The organism is Novosphingobium pokkalii (assembly GCF_014652855.1).
In the GTDB taxonomy this organism is placed as follows: Bacteria; Pseudomonadota; Alphaproteobacteria; order Sphingomonadales; family Sphingomonadaceae; genus Novosphingobium; species Novosphingobium pokkalii.
In genome coordinates this window covers 1-20,660 of sequence record NZ_BMZP01000033.1, presented here as the reverse complement: position 1 = coordinate 20,660, position 20,660 = coordinate 1, and the positions used below count along the sequence as shown (strand labels likewise).

The 20,660-nt window shown below is 63.4% G+C and carries 15 protein-coding genes and 1 pseudogene; 6 read left to right on the top strand and 10 right to left on the bottom strand.

Going from position 1 to position 20,660, the window contains the following annotated elements; genetic code table 11:
• Positions 1 to 251 precede the first annotated feature (251 nt).
• Positions 252 to 2,390, top strand: coding sequence for a PQQ-dependent dehydrogenase, methanol/ethanol family (locus IE191_RS20090; RefSeq protein WP_191326194.1), 2,139 nt, complete (start codon positions 252 to 254; stop codon positions 2,388 to 2,390).
• A gap of 114 nt (positions 2,391 to 2,504) precedes the next feature.
• On the opposite strand, the gene IE191_RS20085 is transcribed toward IE191_RS20090, so the two are convergent.
• Entirely contained in the window at positions 2,505 to 3,752 is a 1,248-nt protein-coding gene (locus tag IE191_RS20085; RefSeq protein ID WP_191326192.1) for a GTP-binding protein, read from the bottom strand.
• A 254-nt stretch (positions 3,753 to 4,006) separates the two neighbouring features.
• Between IE191_RS20085 and IE191_RS20080 the strand changes: the two genes are divergently transcribed.
• Positions 4,007 to 5,809 (top strand): sensor domain-containing diguanylate cyclase, encoded by a 1,803-nt coding sequence (locus IE191_RS20080; RefSeq protein ID WP_191326190.1) that lies wholly within the window; start codon positions 4,007 to 4,009, stop codon positions 5,807 to 5,809.
• Positions 5,810 to 5,995: 186 nt separating this feature from the next.
• On the opposite strand, the gene IE191_RS20075 is transcribed toward IE191_RS20080, so the two are convergent.
• Complete coding sequence (locus IE191_RS20075) at positions 5,996 to 7,681, bottom strand: trypsin-like serine peptidase (protein ID WP_191326187.1); 1,686 nt, start codon at positions 7,679 to 7,681, stop codon at positions 5,996 to 5,998.
• Positions 7,682 to 7,856: 175 nt separating this feature from the next.
• Positions 7,857 to 8,468, bottom strand: a complete 612-nt coding sequence (locus tag IE191_RS20070) for a glutathione S-transferase family protein (protein WP_191326185.1) — start codon at positions 8,466 to 8,468, stop codon at positions 7,857 to 7,859.
• 126 nt (positions 8,469 to 8,594) lie between these two features.
• Here IE191_RS20070 and IE191_RS20065 point away from each other — a divergent pair, with 126 nt between their 5' ends.
• Positions 8,595 to 9,284 (top strand): helix-turn-helix transcriptional regulator, encoded by a 690-nt coding sequence (locus tag IE191_RS20065; protein WP_229815709.1) that lies wholly within the window; start codon positions 8,595 to 8,597, stop codon positions 9,282 to 9,284.
• Between the two features lie 232 nt (positions 9,285 to 9,516).
• Here the strand turns inward: IE191_RS20065 and IE191_RS20060 are convergent, their stop codons facing one another.
• The 7 genes from IE191_RS20060 to IE191_RS20030 form a co-directional block, all read right to left on the bottom strand.
• The gene (locus tag IE191_RS20060) at positions 9,517 to 9,963 is read right to left on the bottom strand and encodes an aconitase X swivel domain-containing protein (protein WP_191326181.1); all 447 of its coding nucleotides are present in this window, start codon (positions 9,961 to 9,963) and stop codon (positions 9,517 to 9,519) included.
• Positions 9,960 to 11,249 (bottom strand): aconitase X, encoded by a 1,290-nt coding sequence (locus tag IE191_RS20055; protein WP_191326179.1) that lies wholly within the window; start codon positions 11,247 to 11,249, stop codon positions 9,960 to 9,962. Before IE191_RS20055 ends, IE191_RS20060 begins: the two co-directional genes overlap by 4 nt.
• Before the next feature lie 68 nt (positions 11,250 to 11,317).
• Positions 11,318 to 11,947 carry a MarR family winged helix-turn-helix transcriptional regulator gene (locus IE191_RS20050; protein WP_191326177.1) on the bottom strand — a complete coding sequence of 210 codons (630 nt, stop codon included), beginning with the start codon at positions 11,945 to 11,947 and terminating at the stop codon, positions 11,318 to 11,320.
• Positions 11,948 to 12,038: 91 nt separating this feature from the next.
• Entirely contained in the window at positions 12,039 to 13,745 is a 1,707-nt protein-coding gene (locus tag IE191_RS20045) for a dihydroxy-acid dehydratase (RefSeq protein ID WP_191326175.1), read from the bottom strand.
• Between the two features lie 10 nt (positions 13,746 to 13,755).
• Entirely contained in the window at positions 13,756 to 15,141 is a 1,386-nt protein-coding gene (locus IE191_RS20040) for an MFS transporter (protein WP_191326173.1), read from the bottom strand.
• Positions 15,142 to 15,181: 40 nt separating this feature from the next.
• Positions 15,182 to 16,477 carry an FAD-dependent oxidoreductase gene (locus IE191_RS20035; RefSeq protein ID WP_191326171.1) on the bottom strand — a complete coding sequence of 432 codons (1,296 nt, stop codon included), beginning with the start codon at positions 16,475 to 16,477 and terminating at the stop codon, positions 15,182 to 15,184.
• An 80-nt stretch (positions 16,478 to 16,557) separates the two neighbouring features.
• Positions 16,558 to 19,461, bottom strand: coding sequence for a TonB-dependent receptor domain-containing protein (locus tag IE191_RS20030; RefSeq protein WP_191326169.1), 2,904 nt, complete (start codon positions 19,459 to 19,461; stop codon positions 16,558 to 16,560).
• A gap of 241 nt (positions 19,462 to 19,702) precedes the next feature.
• Here IE191_RS20030 and IE191_RS20025 point away from each other — a divergent pair, with 241 nt between their 5' ends.
• The 3 genes and pseudogenes from IE191_RS20025 to IE191_RS20015 all read left to right on the top strand — a co-directional run.
• Complete coding sequence (locus IE191_RS20025; protein ID WP_191326166.1) at positions 19,703 to 19,852, top strand: hypothetical protein; 150 nt, start codon at positions 19,703 to 19,705, stop codon at positions 19,850 to 19,852.
• 115 nt (positions 19,853 to 19,967) lie between these two features.
• Positions 19,968 to 20,174 (top strand): ParD-like family protein, encoded by a 207-nt coding sequence (locus IE191_RS20020; RefSeq protein WP_191326196.1) that lies wholly within the window; start codon positions 19,968 to 19,970, stop codon positions 20,172 to 20,174.
• A gap of 1 nt (position 20,175) precedes the next feature.
• Positions 20,176 to 20,660 (top strand): annotated as a pseudogene (locus tag IE191_RS20015) (M24 family metallopeptidase); the annotation flags it as partial.

Sequence of the window (20,660 nt, the reverse complement as noted above, 5' to 3'; positions counted from 1 at the left end):
ATGGGTCAAATCTCAGTGGAAATTACGGCCCCTCCCGGGTCACTTCTCAGTGGCAATCAACACTGAGCGGCCCAAGACTGGTCCGGGCCATTTTCAGGCAGGCCAAAGTTGGCCTGCATCATAGAACGCATCGTGCATATCTCATCAATCCAACATCATTTTTTCGATCTACTTAATAGCGAACCACTGGACCTCCACACCGATTTTAGTAAGTTAGGCATACAAACTAAGTCTGTTGGGTGGAGAGGTTCATGATCAAGCGACGCTTCGCTGTGCCCGTTGCAACGCTTGCCTGCTTCAGCGCGGTGGCTTTGGCAGGTGGCTTTGCCGCCGGCGGCGGCGCGGCTTGGGCGGAGCAGGATGTGCCCAAGCTTGTCGACGCTGCGCGGATCATCGCGGCCGACCCTTCCGACTGGCTTGCCCATGGGCGCACGTATGACGAGCAGCGTTTCAGCCCGCTTGCACAGATCGATCGCGCCAACGTGGGACAACTAGGCCTGGCCTGGTTTGCAGACCTCGATACGGCACGCGGCCAGGAAGGCACGCCGCTGGTCATCGACGGGGTGATCTACATCACCACTGCCTGGTCCAAGGCCAAGGCCTATGACGCGGCAAGTGGCAGGCTCTTGTGGGAATACGATCCCAAGGTGCCCGGCGAGGCGGCAGTCAAAGGCTGTTGCGACGTGGTCAACCGGGGTCTGGCTGCCTGGGGGGACAAGCTCTACCTCGGCACGTTTGATGGGCGGCTGATTGCTCTTGACCGCAAGACCGGCAAGCCCGCGTGGTCGGTTGTGACGGTAGACCAGGGCCAGCCCTACACCATCACCGGCGCGCCGCGCGTGGTCAACGGCATGGTCATCATCGGCAACGGGGGCGCCGAAATGGGCGTGCGCGGCTATGTCACGGCCTATGACGCTACGACCGGCAAGCAGCGCTGGCGGTTCTACACCGTCCCCGATCGGCCTGGTGCCAACACAGCGGACTATCTGAAGAAAGCCGAGGCCACCTGGCACGGGGAATGGTGGAAGCTGGGCGGTGGGGGCACCGTCTGGGATGCCATGGCCTATGATCCCGAACTCGACCTGCTCTATATCGGCGTAGGCAACGGCAGCCCCTGGAACCAGTCCTATCGTTCACCCGGCGGCGGCGACAACCTCTACCTGTCCTCGATCGTGGCGATCCGGGCATCGACGGGCCAATATGTCTGGCATTTCCAGGAAACGCCGGGCGAGACATGGGACTTTACCGCCAGCCAGCACATCATCCTGGCCGATCTCACCATCGCGGGCCGACGTCGCAAGGTCTTGATGCAGGCACCCAAGAACGGGTTCTTCTATGTCATCGACCGACAGACCGGGCAGTTCATATCCGGCAAGAACTATGTGCCGGTGAACTGGGCCAGCGGGCTCGATCCGGTAACCGGCCGCCCGATCGAAAACCCCGAGGCGCGCTATGGCCAGACCGGCAAGCCCTTCATCGGCATGCCCGGTGCGGCTGGCGCGCATAGCTGGCATCCGATGGCGTTCAGCCCCGCCGCAGGATTGGTCTATATCCCCGCGCAGATGGCCGCCTACCCCTATTTCCCGGCCAAGGACTGGAAACCGTCACATCTGGGATTCAACGTCGGCGTGGATATGGCCGCTGGCGCCATGCCTGCCGACGAGAAAGCGCGCGCAGCCGCCAAGGCTGCCACCACCGGCGCGCTCATCGCATGGGATCCGGTTGCCCAGAAGGAACGCTGGCGGGTGCCCTATCCCGGCCCGTGGAATGGCGGCGTCCTGGCAACCGGTGGTGGCCTGGTGTTCCAGGGTACGGCTGCCAGCCAGTTCAACGCCTACTCCGCCAGCGATGGACAGAAGCTGTGGTCCTTCCCGACCCAGACCGGCGTGGTCGCCGCGCCGATCACCTTTAGCGTAAGGGGCGAGCAATACGTGGCCGTGCTGGCCGGCTGGGGGGGCATCTGGCCTCTGGCGACCGGCGTGCTGGCGCAAAAATCAGGCCCGGTGCGCAACATCAGCCGCTTGCTGGTGTTCAAGCTGGGTGGCACCGCGCAGTTGCCGGCCGCGCCCGCATGGGACAAACTGCCGCTCGATCCACCACCGGCCACGGCCTCGGCCGCGGTCATCGCACGCGGTGCCCAGCTTTACGGGCGCTATTGCACGGCATGCCATGGCGATGCGGCGATTTCAGGCGGCGTCACGCCCGATCTCCGCCATAGCGGGGCCCTGGGCAGCCCCGAAACCTGGCAGATGATCGTCCATGATGGCGCCCTGAAAGACAATGGCATGGTCGGTTGGGGCAAAGTCATGAGCCCGACCGACATCGACGCTATCCGCCACTATGTCATCGCCCGCGCCCACCAGGACAAGGCCCTGGGCAGCACGGACTGATGGCCGCAGCCTTGGCCCGCCTCTGCCTTCGCGAGCCAGACGCAAGAACGTGCCTGCTCCATGCGCTGCTTGCGGATCAACGCCAGCAGGAGCGGGGGGCCAACACGCGGATCGTCATCCCGCCATCTCAAGCGCTTGCTCGCCCCAGGCCGGGAACGGATCGGGCAGGCCGATCCACCGATCCGGCGTGAAGGCCCCGACAGGCAACAGGCAGGCATCGAGCCGGCTCCGGATCAGCGTTTCATTCATGCCGATGCCGATGAACACCAGCTCCTGCCGCCGGTCACCCCATGTCGTGTCCCAGTGCCTTGCAACGAAGCGCTCGAAGCGGTCATCGTCGGGCCACTGGTTCTTCGGAATGCTCGCCCACCAGCGGCCCATTCGCGCGGTCATCGTCTGGCTGCCCGCCACCGCCAGTTCACCGACCCAGTCGGGCCGTGTCGCCAGCCAGAAATGGCCCTTGGCACGCACGACGTGATCGAGCCCGCCATCAATGAGGAACGCATGGAACTTGGCGGGATCGAAAGGCGCCCGTGCCCGATAGACGAAGCTTTCGATCCCATATTCCTCGGTTTCGGGAACATGGTTGGCATAGCCATAGAGTTCCTTGGCCCAGAGTGGGTGCTGGGCTGCCTTCTCCTCATCGAACAAGCCGGTGTCGAGAACGGCGTCGAGCGGAACCTTGCCATGGTCGCAAGCGATGATGCGGGCGTCGGCATTGAGGCTGGCGACCAGCTTCTTCACGATAGTCAACTGATCGGCAGACACGGACGACGCCTTGTTGACCACCACCACGTCGGCAAACTCGATCTGTTCGACCAACAGACCCACAAGGCTGCGCCGGTCGTCTTCACCCAGCGATTCCCCACGATCAGCCAGGAAATCCTGGCTCGAATAATCCTTCAGCAGGTTGATGGCGTCCACGACCGTCACCATGGTGTCCAGCCGTGCGACATCGCCCAGCGAGACGCCAGCCTCGTCCCGAAAGGAAAAGGTCGAGGCGACCGGAAGCGGCTCGGAAATGCCCGTGCTTTCGATGACCAGGTAATCGAACCGCCCGGCCTGCGCGAGCGCGCGCACTTCCTGCAACAAATCGTCGCGCAGGGTGCAGCAGATGCAGCCGTTGGTCATCTCGACCAGGGTTTCCTCGCTGCGGGACAGCGCGGCATCGCCACCGCGCACCAGATCGGCGTCGATATTCACTTCGGACATGTCGTTGACGATCACCGCCACGCGCCGCCCCTCGCGGTTGAAGAGGATATGGTTGAGCAAGGTGGTCTTGCCCGCCCCCAGGAAACCGGACAGGACGGTGACGGGCAGGAGCCCGTGAGGTCCACCTGCGACATGAAGAGGCTTGTTCATAGGTCACTCTCTCGAATCATGATATAATGTATCATTGCGCGATAATGAGGCGCTTGGGAAGTGTTGCGAGACCGACAAGCGCAAGTGGGGCGGTGGTGACCATAAAGCGAACTGGACTTGCCTTGCTGCGGATCGGCACCTATTGCTCCGTGCCGGTGCGGAATTTGTCCTGGCAACCCATTGGCTGGATCAGCGCCAGCGAATGTTGCGCAAGAGTTAATCACTCCTAAGCACTCGGGTTCTAGCCAGTATGCATGAGACTGGCGACCATCACTAACTGGGCCTACGGCGTGACCGTGGTTCTGTCGCTCATTTCCGGGGGCACCATGCTGCTCGCTTCGCGCGCCCAGACCGAGGAACGCGCGGCAGTCGCCCAGCGCGCTTTGCTGGATCGAGCCGCTGAAAAGATCGTGGAACAGGAAGGCGCGCTGAGCAGTCTGTCCCGGCGTTTCGTGATCCGCGGCGAGGCGCGCGACATGGTCATCTATCAGCAAACCAGGCAGGGGCTGCGTTCGGTTGAACAGCGCATGCGCGGCATGGTGGATGCCGGAGCCTCTGCGGAGGAACTGGATGCGCTCAAGGCCGGCATGTTGGCCATCGACGCCCTACGGGACGAGCAGCAGGAAGCTGTTGCCGCGCGCCAGGAAGGCAACAAGGCTTTCGCCGTCGAACGTCTGTTCGGGGCTGATTACGAACGCGATCTGGACCGCGCGACCGCGCAGTTCGATCAGTTCCAGTATCGGCTGGATCAACGCACCGACGCGGAGGTGAGCCGCGCCACCGACCTCTCGCGGCTGTGGCGGTCGGTCTCGGAAGCAGCGCTGGCCGTCACCGCCTTCCTGTTCCTGTGCGTGATGTATTTCATCTTCCGCAAGCGGGTTATTCATCCGGTGGTGAAACTCAGCGATGTGGTGGCACGGCTCGCGGCGGAGGATTACGCTGCCATCCCGCCAGAGTTCGACCACGTCGACGAGATTGGTGACATGGCTCAGGCTATCCGCGCCTTTCGCGACAACGGCCTGGCGCGGCAAAGACTGGAGCTGGAACGCAGCACCGATCGTGCCATCCGCGAGCTTCTCTCGCGCATGACCCAGCGCATGCAGGCCAGCGACACGTTTCAAGACCTGAAATCCGTGGTGGAATGCTTCATTCCGGAGATCGCACCGGCCTATGCTGGCAGGCTGTATCTGCTGGAAGAAACCCGTCAGGTGATGGTCGAGGTCGGGTCGTGGCTCTCGCCCGCCCATTCCCCGCCGGAATTTCCGCCCCTGTCCTGCTGGGCGTTGCGCCGCGGCCTTCCGCATCGGCCTGACGGTGACAGCATCGATATTCCCTGCGCCCATGTTGGCAGGCAAGATCGCTCCGTTGGTGCGATCTGCCTGCCCTTGACCTCGCAGCGAGAAACATTGGGCCTGCTCTACCTGGAGCGTCACCACCGCGCGCAAAGCGAGGCGGCCTCCGAAGCCTATCTCACTGTTCTGGCAGAGAATATCGCTCTGGCCATCGCCAACCTGCGCCTGCGGGAAGCCTTGCGCGCCATGGCCATGGCCGATCCCTTGACCGGACTAGCCAATCGCCGCCACCTCGACGACGTGCTGGAAGCCGAGATCGCCACGGCCCAGCAGCATAGCCAGCCGCTAAGCTGCCTCATGATCGATGTGGATCATTTCAAACGCTTCAACGATACCCATGGCCATGATGCCGGCGACGCGGTGCTGCGTGAGGTGGCATCCACTCTGAAAGACTGCGTGCGAGATGGCGGCTTTGCGGCGCGGGTCGGCGGCGAGGAGTTCCTGCTTCTTTTACCCGGTCTTTCGATGGACCAGGCCTGTGAACGCGCGGAACTCATGCGGCAGCGGATCAGTGATCTGAAGTTGCGCATGGAGGGACGGGAACTTGGGCCGATCACAGCGTCCTTTGGCGTTTCGAGCACACCGGAAATCTGCGGACCGGACAAACTGCTGCAAACCGCCGATGCGGCGCTGTTGCGAGCCAAGGCAGCCGGACGCGATCGGGTTGTATGCGCCGAACCGCGGCTGGCTCAGGCACGAGGCTAGCCACGTCATACCAGCCGCTACGACCACGCCCAAATGCGGCGCGGTGACGGAAAACCCTAGTTCACGCATCCAGACCGCATGAGGCGCAGGCTTTGACTCCGCTGCATTCCTGCGCATGTACAGTTCCGCCCACAGCCCGCCTGCGCTTCACGGCGCATACTTCTGCTTCAATTCAAGCCAGGTATCTTACAGCCCTTGCGAAGCCGATGCCACTTTCATGCGGGCAACGCCGTCGCCGGCGCCGGCGAGAATGGCATCGTTGACGCCAACCACTCCCATGCGCGCGAATGTCCCATCCACCGCGAATACCGGCCCACCCGACGATCCTTGCCAATCACGGCAGGTGAAAAACAGCGTTCCATAGCGCCAACGTGCGGGGCATCCCCAATCCATCGTCAATTCGTCGCCGTCGTTCAAATCGATGGAATAGCCGGCGAGTGCCACGCGCATGGCAGGATGCTTGGCCAGTTCGGCAGGGGGGATCAACGTCATGCCGTCTCCCCCACCGAACGGCTTGTCCGTCACCAGAAATGCCCAGTCGTTCGTGTGGTCGCGAGGTTCCGACAGTGCAGTGGTTGTCCAATGCACGACTGAAAACGTCATCGGATCGGATTTGAGGCCGCCCTTCCCGCTCACGTAATTGAGCCAGCGCACGGTCAGCGCGGCCGGTGCCACTCCGGTGTGATGCTCCACGTCCTCGATACAATGGCGCGCGGTGAGAACCAGGCGCGGCGCGACAAAGGCCCCCGTGCACTGATAGCTTTCGCCGTTGCGGTCGATCGATATCTGCACGAGGTAACGCAACGGCAGCAGGTTGCTCAATGCCCCGGTGCTGGGTGCCTGGACGTTGTCATCACCATCGGCCTCGATCGGCAAATAGCGTGCGACAGTCACCCGGATGCCATCGTCTTGCCATCCTGCCGCGCTGTCGGAAAAAACCACATTGCGACGCTGCCGCACCTGCGCGGCCAGATTATCGATTTCCGTAAGCCGCGCTCCCAGGTCAGCATTGGCCTGGTTCAGTTCGTTCAGCGTGACGGTACCTACCGAATCGTTGATCTGTTGTCCGTTCATGCCACTGGCCAGGCCGACCGCCGTGCCCATGAGGCCAATGAGCATGGCATTTTGCGCGCGCCGGTTGGAGGCACGGATCGCCGCGTTGCGCTTGTCCTGAATTGCCTCCTGCCGCGCTTCGATGACTGTCTGCGCTTGATCGCGGAAATCGCTGACCACGCGTGTGGCATCGGTGGCGGCCTGGCGCAGGATCGCCAGCGCCGCGGCCGGATCCTGATCGGCAAACCGCGGCGGCGCGAGATAGGTCAGGCCGATGATCATCCGCAGGCGCGGAATCTCCAGAGCCCGGTTGGACAAATAGAGTCCGCAATTCGGGCAGTCACGATCTGGCGTATCTGGCGCAAGCGCATAGGTTGGCGTGGCGCGAATGGCCGCGATCTTGCGCGTAAGGCAGCGTCGATAAGCTTCCAAAGCCGGCTGGAAATCGGAACTGTCAGGATTGGCCAGCAAGGGACGAAATGGATCGTCGCTGACGTTGACGATCGTTTCGTCGCTCTTGCTGCGGTAGACCATCGCGCCCGAAGAACAGCGGTCGGCCAAAATTCGCTGAACCTCTCCTTCGATGGACGCCACCGGGCGGAATGTTGCCGGAAGCATGGCGGGGACCGTAACCGGCGGCGGCTTACTTGGGTCTGTGTCAGGTCGTGGCAGGGTGGACGGCACAGCGCGTGTAGTGACTGGTCGCGCGACACGGCGCACTGCCGCTGTTGATGGCGTGCCGGAAATGGCCGCGAGCACCAGACCGAGCGCGGCCCACCCCAATGCATACTTGCCGTGAAAGAACAGATCATCGCCCATTGCCAGCCCCCCACTACGGCGCCGCCACCACCAAGACGAATTGCTCTGACCTGTCGATACCGCAAACGGAGTAGAGCCTTGCATCGCGTCGCCGGCGCGGATGGCCAGCGTGGCTATGCAAAGGGATGCATTTGATCCGAGGCGCTGGGAATGCCTGCGGATCAAATGCGCAAGTTCACGCTGGCGTCTGCACGCCAGCGTGACCGTCCAAAGCCAGCGCACGAATGGCGGCAGGACGGCTTCGGCACCTGGCAATATAGGCGTCGAAGGCCTGGTCAGCGGGAAATGCCTGGCGGCCAAATGCCATGGCACTGCTGATCAGGAAGTCCGCCCCCGTGAAGCTCTCGCCCATGACATAGGACCCAGTCCCCAGCGCGGCGCGCGAGCGGGCGATCACCGCGTCATGGTTGCGCTGCTTCTGCGCCGATCCCGCCAGTTCGCCAGCCATGCCGGCAAACAAGACTGGCTCCAGTTCGGCGACATACCACGCGATCCAGGTGAGATAATCCCCCCGGCGGCGATCAGCCGGTGCCGGCGCAAGCCCGGCCTGCGGGAAAGCATCGAGCAGGTACAGCACGATCGCGACCGATTCCGCGAGCAGCCTGCCGTCGTGGACGAGCGCCGGCACGCGCTTGTCGGGATGGGGATTGGCGGGGTCGCCCTGCCCTTCCCCGGTCATGGGGCGGAAGATGGAAACCGGGCGGATTTCGTAGGTAGCCCCAAGCTCTTCCAACAGCCAGATCATGCGGGACGAACGCGATTGCGGCGCGTGGAACAAGGTTATCATGCGGCAGGGTCCTTTTCAGTCAGTCCAATGGCCAAGCGAGGATCCGCTGAGCGATTTCGCTTGTAGTCGCCTCCTGCTGACAGCATTCCGTCAGCAAGAGGCGACAGCATGCGCAGGGCGGACCGCTTGTTCCAGATCATCCAGATTCTGCGCCGTTCGTCCCGGCCGGTGACGGCCGCCGAGATCGCGGGCGAACTGGAAGTCTCGCAACGCACCGTCTATCGCGACGTCGCTGATCTGATCGCGCAGCGCGTTCCCGTGCAGGGCGAAGCCGGATTTGGCTACATTCTCGACGACGCTTTCGACATGCCACCATTGATGCTGACGCCCGACGAAGTCGAAGCGGCGGTGCTCGGCGCGCAATGGGTTGCAAGCCGGGGCGATCCGGTGCTCGCCAATGCCGCGTGCGACCTGATCGCCAAGATCACCAGCGTCGTTCCCGATCGGCTGCGGCCGCTCATTACCGATCCAGCGATTGCCGCCCGATCGACCAGGCCGCCGCCGGCGCCCGATCGCATCGACCTGGCGCGCACGCGTGAATGGATTCGCGAAGGCCGCAAGATCGAGATCGAGTATCTCGACCTGCAGGGCGAGCTGACCCGACGCATTGTCTGGCCCATCATCCTCGGCTTTCTCGACGACACGAGGATGCTCGCCACATGGTGCGAGCTGCGGCAGGATTTCCGGCACTTCCGTGCCGATCGCATTTCCGCCGCTACCTTTCTCGAGGATCGTCATGGCATGCGGCCAGTTACACTTCGCCAGCGCTGGAAGCGGGACATGAAAGAGAGGCACGAGGCCGAGAGCCCGCGATGACAGACCTTTCCCTGGCAATGGCCGCGCGAGGCTTCATCGCGCACCGGTTAGAGCAACCTGCATCCTGAGCGACATTTGAGCAGCTGCCGTTCCGCTACGGCGCATCTGATCGAGGAGGTAGCCACATCACCGCGCGGGAGTGCTTGCGTGCCTTTGTTTTCTCCGCCGCCGGTGCAACCATGCATTGAACCGAAGGTCCAGGACGTTTGGCCATACCGCGCTTCTAGATACTCTATCTCGGGGCGCGCCAGCCTTCCACTTTGCCTTCGTCGGCATTGACGCGCAGCAAATCTCCCGTTGCGATCAGAGCAAGCGGGTCGCGGTCGAAGTCGGTGAGCGCCGGAACACGCAGGACCACGGCTCCCAATGCCGCCTTGGTCGTCGTCACGTTGAACAGCAGCGCGAGGGGAGCGGTGCCGGCTAGCCGCGTCATGTGGAAAATCGAAGACCAGCCAGACGACCCCTTCGCACCGGGGAACACCAGAATCTTGTCGGCAAAGCTGACGCCGTTGAGTTCATGGCGGCTTTCGATCACCTTGCCGGCCATGGGGTTGACGCCCCCCCAGCCGGAGATCGTGTCGCGGGTAACCAGCGCTTCACCAACCGTGATGCCGGGAACCACGCCGCGCCCATGGATTACGTAATCGGGGGCCCGGGTGGGCAAGGCAGTGACACTCATGCGAGGTCTCCGCGCCAGACGCCGGTACAGGCTGCGTCGATGCACTCGGCGGTCGTGCCGAACCAGCCTTCGATGCCCATGATCGCCGGGAGGTAATGCGTCTGCTTGGCACTGTCGAAAGCGGCAACGCGGGTGCCGGGCGGGACGGCCTGGCTGATGGCCGAGCAGGTGTCAGTCATCAGCATTGCGCCTGCCGCGCGCAAGGTGGCAGTGTGCCCCCCCGCGTCAGCCATCGCTTTGACCGCGCGACTGGTGAAAATCCACAAGGCACAGTTGGCATGGACCCTGCGGCCCTCGATCAGCCGTGCCGCCAGCGCGATTTGTTCGATCGAGTAGTGCGGACAGCCAAGCATCACGAAATCGACCGCCGTACTCTGCCCGACGCTGTTGAGAGTTTCCCAGGTGCGTCGCCGCGCCTGCGCGTCATAAACGAAACGCTCGCCGCGTGGAGGCCCGCCGAATGCGGTTTCGAGATCGCGTGCTTCGGGCGTGATGCCGACCATGTGGTACATCTCCACCCCACCGGACGAAGCTGCGGCCGCGCCAAAATGCTTATGCCGGATCAGCGAAGGGTTGGTGATGGCGCCCGAGAGAACCGGGATCGTGTCTTCCACCGTCGCGCCGGTAAAGTAACCCAGCAGGCCCCAGTCGAACACGTCGTCCACCGACACCTGTACGTCGATGGAGTGCTGGCCCAGGCGGTATGCATCACGGTGAAAGCCCCAGTTAGGAATACGTTTGGCGAGCATAGCGGCGCTGGTCGATTCCCGCCCTTCACAATTGGTACGTCCGCCCACGACCGAATTGCAGAAGACGACCGCGCTCGATTCCATCCAGGCGCAATGCTCACCCATCACCGGTACGTTGCCGGCAAGATAGGGAGTGCAGGTCTTGAGCAACTGGATGCCGTGCGCAGCGACTTGTTCCTCGTCGTAGCGGAAGTTCGCGTTGGCGGCTTCGGTCATGCCCTGCTCACGCCACAGCTCGGGGTCCATGCCGCCCTGGAGGTGGCAGGAGAACGCGTTCATCCGCGGCACATCGACCACGTCGTCGGAATCAAGGTCGAAACGCGAAAAGACGGCGCGATAATCGCCACCATCGGCTGCGTAGTATTCCTTCATCCACGGCGATGCCGAGCCAGGCACCCCGGCGACATTATTGGTCTCGACAAAGTCCTCGGCGCCCAGCGCGTCGGCATAGCGGACCAGGAGTGCCATGGCGCGGGCCACGGCGGGGCCCTGCTCGCCATCGAGCATCGCCTGTTCTTGGGTGGTAAGCGTGACCATGTCGGCTCCTTCCATCTTGTAGCAAGCTATCTTTTTGGGCCAAACTTCCGGTGTGAGAAGCTGGAGGTTCAACGCATGGCGTCGAGGCGCTTGAGAATGCGGGTGAGCACATCGACGGTGACGGACAGCTTTTCCGGTTCGATCCCGGCCAGTACGTCCCCACGCAGTTCGTTGGTGATCGCCATGATGTCTTCGATCGCCTTTTGCCCGGCCGGAGTGATGCGGTTGAGCGTGACCCGCCGGTCTTCGGTGCTCTGCTCGCGTTCGATCAACCCGTCGCGTGCCAAGGCATCGAGCATCCGCACCATCGTCGGGCCCTCCACGCTGATCAAGCGTGCCAGGTCACCCTGGGTCAGCGCTGCATCAGAATAGGCCACGTGGAACAGCGTTTCCCAGCGCGCCATGGTTTGGTTGAGCGCCTTGATGCGATCATTGGCGACCTTACGCCACAGCCGCCCGGCGACAACGATCGCACGGGTGACGCGGAACAGGCCATCGTCGGTGCTGTCGCCGCTGGCGCGGCGATAGCGCATCAGGTGCCGCTCGGAGGCGTCGGTATCAAAGCCGCCGGGCAGGTCGATCTCCTCGCGCCGCCGGCCAAGCCGAGCCTGCGCAGGCGCCTTGGGCGGAGCAGCCTTGGGGCCGCGCTTGTGATCGGTGCGGTCGCGCGTTCGCGCCTTGCCGTCGGTGTCGTCCATCGTCGCCACCATGCCCGAGGCCGAAGGGATTGTATAGTCTGCTACCGAAGTGGGCGCAGCAACGCGGGACCGGGGCCGGATCACGGCGGGGTTAATCCCGCCCGCCGACCGGCAGGTCGAGCAGCACGGCCCCTGTTGCCATGGGTTGCACGTCGCGCCGATAGATGCCCAACCAACCATCTGCCGGCACCGGGAAGGCATTGCCCGGCGCGGGCCGGCGCGCCAGTTCATCGGCCGCCACGGCCAGATCGAGACGTCGCGCGGCGACGTCGATCTCGATGCGGTCGCCGTTGCGTACCCTCGCAATCGGGCCGCCGACGGCCGCCTCCGGGGCGACTTCGGCAATGGTCAGGCCCTTGAGGCACAGCCCCGACAATTGCCCGTCGGTAATGAACGCGACATCGCGCGCGAGACCCGCCGCGTCGATCGCGAACAGCACGATCGACGCGCCCCCGCCCATGGCCGGTCCGCCTTTCAGGCCTTGACCGCGCAGCACCAGGACGTCGCCTTTTTGCAACTCCCCTGCGGCGATGGCTTTCATGGCGCTGGCAGTATCCTCGAACACGCGGGCTGTGCCTTCGAAAGCTTCGGGCCGGGTACCGTCACGGATGCCCAGCTTGACCACCGCGCTTTCGGGCGCGAGCGAGCCTCTGAGGATCGCGATCGAAGGCCCATCGGAGACAGGACGGTCGAGCGGACGAATGATCTCGGCATCGACGATGGTTGCGTCGGCAAGATCCTCGCCCATGGTACGGCCCGACGCGACCAGTACCTCGCGATCGAGCAGCGGTTCGAGTTGCTTGAGCATCGCACGGGCGCCACCGGCGTCCTCGAAGCCCTCGATCCGGACCGGACCGTTGGGACGCACTGCGGCGAGTGTGGGCACCTTGCGCCCCACTTCATCCCAGATCGCAAAGAGGTCGGCATCGACTCCCCCTTCGGTCGCCGTTGCCTGCAAGTGCTTGATCGCATTGATCGAGCCCGAGACCGCCAGAACCATGGCGGCGGCATTATAAAATGCGCCGGGCGTCATGATCCGGCGCGGAGTCAGGTCCTCGCGCACCATCTCGACGATGCGGGCGCCGGCTGCTCTGGCCGCGTCGAACATCTTGTCGCTGTTGGCCCGCACGGGGGCCGATCCGGCGATGCACATGCCCAGCGCCTCCACCACGCAGTGCATCGTGTTGGCCGTGGCCATCCCGGCGCAGACGCCGGGGCCACGGATGGCATTGCGGGTCACATCCTCCATTGCGTGCTTGCCGGGCTTGCCCAAGCTCGCACCGACGCCGCCCGAAAAGAGGTCCTCGATATCCACCGGATCGCCATCGACCATGCCTGAGGCCTGATAGCCGCCGATCACGAGCAAGGTTGGGATATTGAGCCGCATCGCCGCCATCAAGTGGCCGGGCGGGGTCTTGTCGCAGCTGGTCAGGCAGACCATGCCGTCGAGCATCGCTGCTTCGACCTGGGCCTCGATATCGTTGGTGACGAGATCGCGTGCTGCCAGAATATAGCTGCCCTGGCGTCCGGCGCCGGTGATGAAGTCGGAAGGTGCGGTCGTACGCACTTCGAAAGGCACGCCTCCGGCAGCGCGGATCGCGTCCTTGACCACTTTGGCCACGCCATCGAGGTGGGCAAAGCAAACTGCCAGTTCCGACGACGAATTGACCACGGCGATCTTAGGCTTGAGCAGGTCGGCATCGGTAAGGCCGAGCGCACGCCAATGGGCCTTGCGGACGGGCGAGTTGGCGGCAAGGCTGCGCAGCGGGCGTCGGAATTGCGGGTTGGGAGCGGTCATGGCCGGCCTTTCAGGACGTGGGGGATAACGAGGGAGCGGGAGTGTTGGCGATCGCCGTGGCACGCTGTTCACGGGCGACCACCAGGGCGATGCCGAACGCTGCTAGCGCTAGCACCACCGGGCAGATCGCGAGGATGGCAAAGCTGGTCACCACTGGTAGGCCTGAGGCAAGCACCATGCCGCCAAGGATTGGCCCGGCGATGCCGCCGATTTTGGCGACCGACGTGGCCCAGCCCGAGCCGTTGGCGCGGATCGCCGTGGGATAATAGATCCCGGCTATCGACAGGATGCCGAAATGGGCCCCGCCAACCAGGCTGGTGGAGATGACCGACAGCACGAGAAACGCCGTAGAGCTCAAGGGGACGAGCCCGATCAGCAATAGCACCGGCGCGGCGAGCGCGGGGAAGAAAGCAACCGCCAGCGCGCCCTTGCGATCGGTGAAGCGCATCAGCAGCAGCCCCAGTACGGCGCCCATAAGGCCCGAAAACGACGAGACATAGGCCGCGAGATCACGGGTGAAGTGCAGGTCTTCATAGACGATCGGGCCCCAGTTCGCCTTGAAATAGACGGCCAGCGTGCTGGCGATGTAGCCCAGCCACAGCAACGGCGTGATCCACCGCAGCCGCCCGGCAAACAGCTGGCTGACGCGGAAGTTGCCCGATGCCCCGCGGGCCTCATCGCCCAGCACGAACTGGTCGCTCGCCGTTGCGCCGAGCCCAGGATCGATGCGGTTGAGCGTGGCAGCCAGGCTCACGGGATCGCGGTCGCGCGCTACCAGAAAGCGCACGGACTCGGGCAGCCAGACGAACAGTGCCGCTGCAATCGCCAACGTCGCGGCGCCGCCCGCTACGAACACCCCTTCCCAGCCAAAGCGCGGGGCCAGCCACACCGTTACTGGCCCCGCGAGCGCCGTGCCCAGGCTATAGCCCATCATGATCACCGTCACGACGGTAGAACGGAGCCGGGTGGGCACGTATTCGATGTTGAGCGCCCAGGCGAGCGGCAGCATCCCCCCGATCGCGAAGCCATCGAGGAAGCGCAGCACGAGCAGTGCTTCATAGGACCGGGCGAGCGCGGTCGCGGCGGTGAGAATCCCGAAGGCCACAGCCGCTATCGCGATCGTCTGGCGCCGGCCACGCCGGTCACCCAGCCAGGCCAGCACGAATCCGCCGATCATCATGCCCAGCAAACCGGCCGAGAAGACGTTGCCCAGCATGGGCTTGGTCAGCCCCAGTTCGTCGCGCATGTAAGGCGCGGTGAAGCTGATCATCATCATGTCGAAGCCGTCGAACACGGTTATCAGCCACGACAACGCGATCAGGCGGTAATTGAAGGGACCAAGGCCGCGTGCGTCGATCACGCGGGCAACGTCGATGGTCCTGCTGGCCTTTCCCATTCAGGGATCCTTTCCCGGCTGGCCGGCTTGGCGCGCGACCTTATCCTTCGAGATTTGCTGCAATCTTCTGGCGTAGCAAGCCCATGTCGACCTGGTGGACCGATCCCGACCCGGCGATCGTCAAGGCATGGGCTGCGGCGGCGCCCATGGCGATGCAAGGGCCCATTACCCGCACCGATGACAGCGCGGTGGAATCAGCGTCGATGCAGCGCCCGACGGCAAGCAGATTGTCAGCCCCTGCCACTGCAAGCGAGCGCAGCGGCACAGTATGGACATGGTCGGGCCCAAAGGTTTCCCAGACGTAGCCCTCGCGGTTGTGGTGCTGCTCGAGCGGCCAGGAACAGCGTGCGATGGCATCGTCGAAACGCGTCGCAGCGCGCACTTCGGCGGTGGTGAGATGATGCGTGCCGACGATCCAGCGGGTCTGGCGCACGCCGGGCAAGCCATAGGCACGAACGCGGGCCTTGCCGAACGCTTCGGGAAATTCGGCCCGTAGGAAGACCAGTGTCCGGTCAGCCTGCTCCTTGCCGTCGATCTGCTTCTCGGCGGCATCGAACGGGTCGAGCGGGGTTTCGATATGCGTCATGTTGACCATGGCGACGTCTGTGCCGGGAAATGTCGCGGCAAAGCCATCACGCCGCATCATACCGTAGTGTTCGCCACGTTCGGCAATGCGGCGCGCCATGGTGTCCCAATCGGGCTTGTGCGCGTCGTCAATGCCCTCCACGATCAGCATCTGCGAGCCGTAGATCTGCCCTTGGGCCTGGACTCGGCAGTCGAAGCCAGCCTGCCACGTCAGCGCTGCATCGCCCGATGCATCGATGAAGCCCTGCGCGCGAATGCGCACGTCGCCATGGCGCGTCGCGATGTCGAGCGCGGAAATGCGCCTGCCCTCGACGTGGACCTGGCGGATGATCGCGCCGGTCAGCGGCTGGACGCCGGCGGCAATGACGGCCTTCTCGACCCAGCGGCCAAGGGCGACTTCGTTGTACATCACCACCTTCATCACCCCGCCCTGGATGATGTGAGCGTCGCCATTGGCTGTCAGCTCCGCGATGATTTCGTCGGCGATCCCGTGGGTAAGCTGGCGGCCATCCATGCCCGGAGTATAAAGCCCGCAGAACATGCCGATGATCGAATTGACTGCCTGGCCGCCCAGCGACGGCAGCCCATCGACCAGGATCACGCGGTTGCCGGCCCGCGCGGCCTCGATCGCCGCCGATGCGCCCGATGCGCCAGAGCCGACCACGCAGATGTCACATTCCCGCTCGATCACGGCGGGCGCGTCGCGGCGGGAAACGATGCGGGTCTCAGGGTCGAAAGGGCGTTCGAGCATCTTGGCACAATCCGTTGTCAATAGGGGAGAAAAATCCCGGGGCGCGGGAGGAGGAGCGCCCCGGGCAAGGTGGGAAGCAATCAGAACGAACCGTGCACCCCGGCCTTGAAGGACTGGCCCACCGGGTTGAACAGTACGTTGTTGCCCGAGCCGTTGGCGCCGGGAACGCGTGGGGGTTCGGTGTTGAAGAGATTGTCGACGCCAAAGAACACGTCGAACTTCTGCGCCCCCTGCTGACGGATGCGGAACGTGGCCAGCAGGTCGACGTAGGTCTTCGCGGGCACACTGTTGGTATTGGAACTGGTAGGCGCGCCGATGGCATAGCCATCCTGATCCGGGCCGATGAAGGCGGCGTTGTAGAAGCCCTTGTTGATCCAGCGAACATGGGTGGACAGGCTGAACCGGTCGGGCAGGTCGAGCGTGACCATGCCATCCACCGTCCAGTCCGGAATGCCCGGTGGCGTGCCGGCGCGCAGCCCCGTCTGCCCGGCGCGCTCGGTGGGACCCACCGCATCGACAGTGATCAGATCGATCACGTTGCTGGCGAGCACCCGGGTGTTGAGGCTCGCCTCGCGGCCGATCGGCTGGCGATAGGACACCTCGATATCGAAACCCCGCGCAATCAGCTTGTTCACGTTTTGCTGCGTATCGACGATGTTGGTGATCGCGCCCGAGGAATCGCGGGTTACCAGCGAGCAGCTTAGCGGATCGCCCTGGAAGCAACGGGTGACGATGTTCTGCTGGCCAAGCGTGCTGATCGCATCCTTGATCTCGATCCGGTAATAATCGACCGAGGCGCGAAAGCGGCCCAGGAACCCGCCCCGCGGCTGGATTACCGCGCCGACGGTAAACGTGTCAGCCTTTTCGGGCTGAAGATTGGGGTTGGAGCCTTGCGTGATGGGAGCAACCGTTTGCACCCCACCACGAGCCGGGTCGGTGAGAATTCCCTGGGTTTGCGTGGTCGGACCGAACAATTCCGACACATTGGGCGCGCGAATGTCGCGCGAGCGGGTGGCCCGCAGGCGCAGCGCTTCGATCGGCGCCCAGGTGCCGCCAACCTTCCATGTCGTTACGCTGAGGGAACTCGAGGGAAAGAAATCGCTGGAGCGGTTGTAGTGCGTGCGCCGCACCGCGCCGTTGAGCCCCAGTTCGTCGAAGAACGCGACATGGCGCAGGATTGGCGCCTCGATTTCGCCATAGCCCTCCGCCACCGCGATCCTGCCCGAGATCAGCGAGCCACCACCGGTGAAAAAGCGGTTGGTGCGCGAAAGCAGGTCGGCATCGCCCCTGACCGCGTCGTTACGGTATTCGCCGCCCACCGCTATGCCCAAGGGGCCACCCGGCAGATTGAACAGCGAACCGGTCACATTGGCAGCGGCCACGTGCTCTGTCGTCACGTTGGTCTGGTAGCCATTGGCGGTGACATAGGCCTTGGCAGTGGCAAAGGTCGAGCCATTGGCGTAGCCGAACGGATTGAGCGGTACGCAGGCAGGATCGTCGTTGGCGGCAGAGGCGTCGGCATTGATGCGACAGGTCGCAGTCCCGTTGACCGAAACGGAATCGATGGCGTTGAGCAGCCGCGATGTGACGGTGCCACCGGTGAGATCGCTGCGGAAGCTGTTGCGCCCGAATTGATAATAGGCATCGGCTTTCCAACTGCCGCCAAGGTCGTAGCGCGCCTGGACGACGGCGCGGATCACGTTGTTGCGCACGTGAATCTGGCCCGGCCCGATATCGTCGAAGCCCTTGCCAAGGGTGAAGCTGGCCAGCCCGCTGGCAGCCAAGATGGTGGGAATGTCGAGCGTTGGGTCATTCGAGCGGGGCAGGAACGCGTTGTCGGAACGGATGGTAAGCGCCGTGTTGCGATAGGCCACGGCGCGGTGCCAGCCTTCTGCGTGGCCATAGTTGCCAGTGAACTCAAGCGTCAGCGCAGGGCTCGCTTCCCACGTCAAATGCGCCATGGCGTTGTAGCGTTCGGTCGGCGAGACGATCGGAAAATCGAAGTAGATGTTCTCACCAGGACCATCGCTTTCACCACCAACCTGGTAGAGTGAATTGACCAGCGATCCGAACTGGAAGCGCCGCGGGGTGCCATCGCGGCCGAACGTGATGCCGTCGATCGGGCGCAAGTTGGGAACCGCTTTGCCGGTGTAGGCAGAAGATGGCGGGGTGGTCACGCCGTTGTACGAAGCGGACCAAGGGTGGACATTGCTGAGAATATTGTTGGCAGGCAGGCCGGTCTGGCCAGGGTTCCGTCCCCAGTTGATCTGACCATTGGCGCACCATTCGCGCACGCGGCAAGCTTCTACCCCGTCATTCGCCTCGTATTCACCGCCAAGGATGAGATGTGCACGATCACCGATCGCCCAGCCGCCGGCGATGCCGATCTGGCGTGTGCTGGCATCACCATACTTGGAAACGCCCGCCTGCGCGTTGAAGCGATAGCCGGTAAGCTTCTTGTCAAGCAGCAGGTTGACCACGCCGGAAACCGCGTCGGAACCATAGACGGCCGAAGCTCCGCCGGTGACCACTTCGGCCCGCTGCAGCAGGATTGAGGGGATCATGTTGGTGTCGACGGTGGCTTGCGTGGTCGAAGGCACGAAACGCTTGCCATCCACCAGTGTCAACGTGCGAACTGAACCCAGGCCACGCAAATCGAGGATGCGACCACCAACATAGCCGGCGGCTGCGGAAAGGCCGGTCGAGGCAGGGGTCTGCGTCGATCGGAAGGCGGGCAGCTCGTTGAGGGCATCGCCGATGTTGCTGGCGCCGCGCTCGGCAAGCCGCTCCGCGCCCATGACGGAGACCGGGGTAGGCGCGTCGAAGCCGCTGGCAATGCGCGTGCCGGTCACGACTATCGGGCCACTCCCGGCGGCGGTGACGTCATCGTTCTCGGCATGGTCGTCCGCCTGCACCGCAGCAGCGGGCGGCGCAGCGGGAAGCGAGTGGGCCAGGGCAATGGCCGGCACGCTCGTACCGGCCATTGCGATGATGGAAACAAGCCCGCGGCCGGGCCGGTCACAAAACGCCATCCTCATATCTCGATCCTCTCATCGGGTATCTTCCCGTTGAGTCGCAAGCTACCTATTTACATTTTAGATAGCAAGATACTTTAATTCACAAAACATCACGAGGCGCAGACCATGGCGGGCAAGCGAAGCTATTAGGCTCTTGCGCGCTTCAGCCACGATCTCGAATTGAACCGGACGACCGGCCTTTTGCTGAATGACGGTCGCCCGCTTGCGAATGGCTCCGCGCGGCGATCTTGCCGTCGCTTACGATGATGACATCCCAGCCGGTATCGCCGCGCTGTATGTCTTTCTGGACGAGACTTCGGACGAGTATCGTCATGCCGTCTCAGCGCCCAAGGCCTAGGTCCGGTTTGCCCAATCGTGCTCGGTCCCGCGAACGACGCATTCTGGGGCAGTCTTGACCAAGCACATTCGATATGAAACATAAACGTTTCATATCGAATGCAAGGGGTGGCGGCATGGGAATTGTGAAAATCGACGAGGATCTGCACGAAGAGGTGCGCAAGGCGAGTGCGGTTATGTGCCGCTCCATCAACGCGCAGGCCGAATTCTGGATGAAGCTGGGCATGTTGGCTGAAGCCAACCCAACGCTCTCTTTCAACGAGATCGTCAAGGCGCAGCTTACGGCCGCGCAGGTCCGTGTTCCCGACCTGGCCGCCGCCTGACATGGTCAAAACCCCCGATGAAATCTCGTTGATGCGTATTTCCGGCCGATTGCTGGCCCGCGTCTTCGAGATGCTGGATCAGCAACCTCTGGCGGGGATGACGACGATGGCTGTCAATGATCTGGTCGAGCTTTTCATCACGGTCGATCTTGGTGCCCGCCCGGCCAGTTAGGGGCAATATGGCTTTGCCTATGTGCTGAACTGCTCGATCAATGATGAGGTTTGCCACGGTGTGCCCAACACTTCGGTGGTGATCCGCACCGGGGATATTATCAACCTCGACATCACGCTTGAGAAGAACGGCTACATCGCGGATTCCAGCAAGACCTATCTCGTCGGCGAGGTGTGGCGCACGAGGCCATGTGGCAAGGCATCGCCCAGGTGAAACCCGGCGCGCGGCTTGGAGACTGTCAATCGGCGTCCAATCGGGGGTCTGACTCAAATTCCGTGCAATCCAGGTCACGCTGGCGCCATAACTCTGGCTTT